We start from the raw sequence: 4,009 nt of genomic DNA on the forward strand, positions 1-4,009 counted from the left end.
TCGAATGAAGCCTAAAGTGACTAAAAATCGAAAGAATACATTGTGAATATCCTTAACTTAATGACATTGGGCTTTCGCCACGATGACAGCCGGAATCTCCTTAGTTCTCCCTTAGCAGCACTTCATTGTCATGGCGGGCTTGACCCGCCATCCTCTCCAGGTAGCACTTCCTCCTGATAGATCATCATAGTCGGCTTGACCCGCCACCCTCTCCATCCACTACTTTCTCCCTTAAATCATCATAACGAACCCGCTCCCTTACCTACCGGCCTCGAAATGATAATTCCCTGAACCGATCTTCAGAATGACATATTCGCCCCCAGAGCCCTGAATACTTTCTTTACTCAGCTCCCTGCCCGATTCAGTAATATCTGATGCAGTTTTTGCCGGAATATATATTGTTGCAAAGGTATTTACCGGAATGCTGACATCCATTTTCAACTTGCCGTTTTCGAGTTTCCATTCATTGCTTACTTTGCCATAATAGGTTTCCAGACTTGCAGAGGCATTACTGAATCCCCCGCCGATATGCGGCTGAATGCGGATGTGTTTATAGCCTACTCCGTCTTCAAAAGTGTCGATCCCTACCATTTTACGATACATCCAGTCGCCGATGGCACCGTATGCATAATGATTAAAAGAGTTCATGCCTACCGACTGGAAGGTGCCATTCGGCTTAATGCCATCCCACCTTTCCCAAATGGTTGTTGCACCCATTCTGACCGGATATAACCAGGAAGGGAATTTATCATGGAGTAATAATTTATAAGCAAGATCGGTATATCCGAACCGGGTTAAAACATGGCATAAATAAGGTGTTCCGAGGAAACCGGTGGTCAGGTGACCGTAGGTTTTGATATTTTCTGCCAGGCGATCTGCCGCCTGCTTTCTTTGGTTTTCAGGCAGCATATCGAAGTTCAGTGCCAGAACATAGGCGGTTTGAGTACCTGAAGTCAGCCGGCCATTCGGACTGACATATTCGTTCATAAATGCAGTTTTGATCCTTTTTAGCAGTTCAGTATACTGCTGAACATCATCCTGCCTGTTTAGTACCTGAGCAGCGTTAATGAGCAGCTGAGTAGAATGAGCGTAAAAACACTGAGCGATCAGGAATTTATCTGTAACTGCCGAGCGTCCGTCATTGTCATCATCTACCGGACGGAAGTACAGCCAGTCGCCATAGTGCGAACCTGAGTTCCAGAGATCATTCTTCGCGATTTTGCGGATACTTTCCACATAGGCCCTCATACTGGAATACTGAGTTTCCAGTACTTTTTTATCCCCATAAGCCAGGTACAGATTCCATGGAATAATGGTGGCTACGTCGGCCCATCCGGTACTGTTTAAATTGTTTTTACCCAGAATATTCGGAACCACATGAGGCACCTGGCCGTCGATCTGATCGGCCTCCAGATCTTTCAGCCATTTGCTGAAAAAGCTGTGAACATTCATGTTAAATGCAGCAGTTCTTGAGAATACCTGTGCATCGCCTGTCCAGCCCAGACGTTCATCACGCTGCGGACAATCAGTTGGAACATCCAGGAAGTTACCTCTTTGTCCCCATCTGATATTATGCTGCAGCTGATTAACCATAGGATTGGAACTTTTGAAAGTGCCGCTTGTTGCCATGTCTGAATACAGGGCCACAGCAGTAAAATTATTGGGATTCAATTCACCGCTGATACCTTCAACCCGCAGGTATCTGAAGCCCTGCCAGGTGAAATGAGGTTCGAAAATTTCCTCTTCACCGCCTTTCAGAATGTAGGTATTCTGAGCCCTGGCCGCCCTCAGGTTATCGGTATAAAAATTACCTTGCTTATCAAGCACTTCGGCATGTGAAAGCACGATGCGGTCGCCCGGATTACCCTTTGCTTTCATCACTACCCAGCCCACCAGGTTTTGTCCGAAATCAATCACCTTTTCGCCTTTTGGGGTAGTGAATATTTTTACAGGGTTGAATTTCTCCTGTTTTTTGACCGGTTCATTTTCTGTGGCGATCAGATTGTCTTTGGTGAAATTTGCCTCTCCGGCATTTGTCCAGTCGCGGTCATTATAATTAATGTTGTTCCAGCCTGTTTTTGCTTTCCGGGCATCAATGGTTTCGCCATTGTAGATTTCTGAATATACAATAGCACCTGTCGATGATTTCCAGCTGCCGTCTGAGATAATTTGTTCTTTGCTGCCATCGCTGTATTCGATCTCGAGCTGGAAAAGAAGAGCAAGGTCTTTGCCATAGATGTCTTTCTGGTTTGAGAATCCCATAATGCCGCGATACCAACCGTTACCCAGAACCACACCAATGGCATTATCTCCGCTGCGCAGGGATGAAGTTACATCGTAAGACTGATACTGAAGACGGGTGCTGTAGGAAGTCCAGCCCGGGGTAAGGTAAGCATCGCCAATGCGTTTGCCATTGATAAAAGCTTCATACATTCCGTGTGAGGTGATATTTGCTGTTGCAGCAATGATCTTTTTGCTGCTTTTGAACTGTTTCCTGAAAAGCGGACTGGCGCGAAGTGAGTCTTCCTCATAACCCGGAGTGATCCATTGAGCTTTCCAGTTCTCTTTCGAGATCATTCCCATTCTGAAAAATGCGGCTTCGCTCCATGCGCCGGCTTTCCCGTTCTGATCGTATACTTTAACCTGCCAGGTATATTTTTTGCCTGCCTCCAGTGTCTTGCCGGCATATTCAACAAACACAGACTGGTCTGAACTGACTTTACCTGAATTCCATACCGTTTTTGAGCTATTTAAAACTTTAAGCTCATAAGCAGTTTGTTTAAGGTTTCTCCCTTCGCCCGAAAGCTGCCAGCTGAATCTGGGTTGTAAAGCATCAATTCCGATGGGGTTGACCAGATTTTCGCAAAGCAGTTTCTGAACGCGTAACTGTGCATTTGCAAAAGCAGAGAAAGCGACAAAAAACAGTAGAGCGAGGATTGTTTTCAGGTGTTTTTTCATGGTGGTTAATTGAATGAACAATAAATCAGAAGATAAATTAATCATTTTTATGAAAATGGAGAGAATTGATGAAAGGTATTGAATGGAATTACTAACTCCACCCTGCCTGCCACCGTCCTTTCGAGTAATAAAATTTAAGAAATTCTGAAGGAGAAAATGACATAGCGGGATAGATAATCACGCAAAGACACTTCATTTATGAAATAAATGATTGTTGGAATTAATCTTTGATTTGGCGTCTTTGCGTCTTGGCGAGCAAAAAAACGTAAAACGGTGAATAGAAAATAACATGTCATGGGTAAGGAAGAATGAAGAGAAATCTCATCACTAAAGCGACTACCCCGCTCGTACCATTTCATCCCCGCTCTTTGCCGCGGAGGCAAGGTACTTTTTTCGGTGTTTATTTTTATTTTCAAAGGGCCTCAAGCTGCTTCGCGGTTTGCTTGATCAAAAAGTAAACAATGCCGATCCGCCCCGGGCGGAGAAACCACGAAGGCCTATAAAAAAATAATAAATACTGAGTAAAATCAAGACAAGACCCCTCTCAAAGATCGGGGCAGGTTTCGCTTCTACCGCCAAGGGCAAAACACCCGGCCCGCCGTTCTTTCATCCTTCCGCTCGGAAATCCTGATTCATTCTTTATTTCCATTAATAATGATCTGAAGGCTACTAAGATGAAAGTTACAAGTTTAGGAATGTTCATCCATCAACGGCTGCGTACAGGGCTATGAATATTATTGCCAAGGCAGCCGTGGTGTTTACCGCCCTGTCCCTGCCTACTGGCAGGCAATGCCGCAAAAAAGGTTAATGAAAAGGTATTGCTTGGAATAACGGAAAATGGAGTTTTTCAGATAAGCGGAAACAGGATATAGTATTGAGTAAAGCGTATTGCGTATTGAGATGGAAGGCTGCTGAATATGATATGAGCTGTTTTTCAGATAATTGGTAATTGATATGAGGCAACAGGATTTCGTAATTTTTAATCACTGTTGTCCGGAATAATTTTTAGGAAAGTCTCGACCAAAAAAAAGCCCAGTCGCAAGACCAGGCT

Annotated in this window: 1 protein-coding gene; it reads right to left on the bottom strand. The window is 44.4% G+C overall.

Annotated elements, in window-relative coordinates:
- Window positions 1–258 precede the first annotated feature (258 nt).
- A complete protein-coding gene (locus P2W72_RS05015; protein ID WP_276359814.1) occupies window positions 259–2,958 on the bottom strand; it encodes an alpha-L-rhamnosidase in 2,700 nt (899 codons plus the stop codon).
- Between the last annotated feature and the right edge of the window lie 1,051 nt (window positions 2,959–4,009).

Source organism: Daejeonella sp. H1SJ63 (genome assembly GCF_029360775.1).
In the GTDB taxonomy this organism is placed as follows: Bacteria; Bacteroidota; Bacteroidia; order Sphingobacteriales; family Sphingobacteriaceae; genus Daejeonella.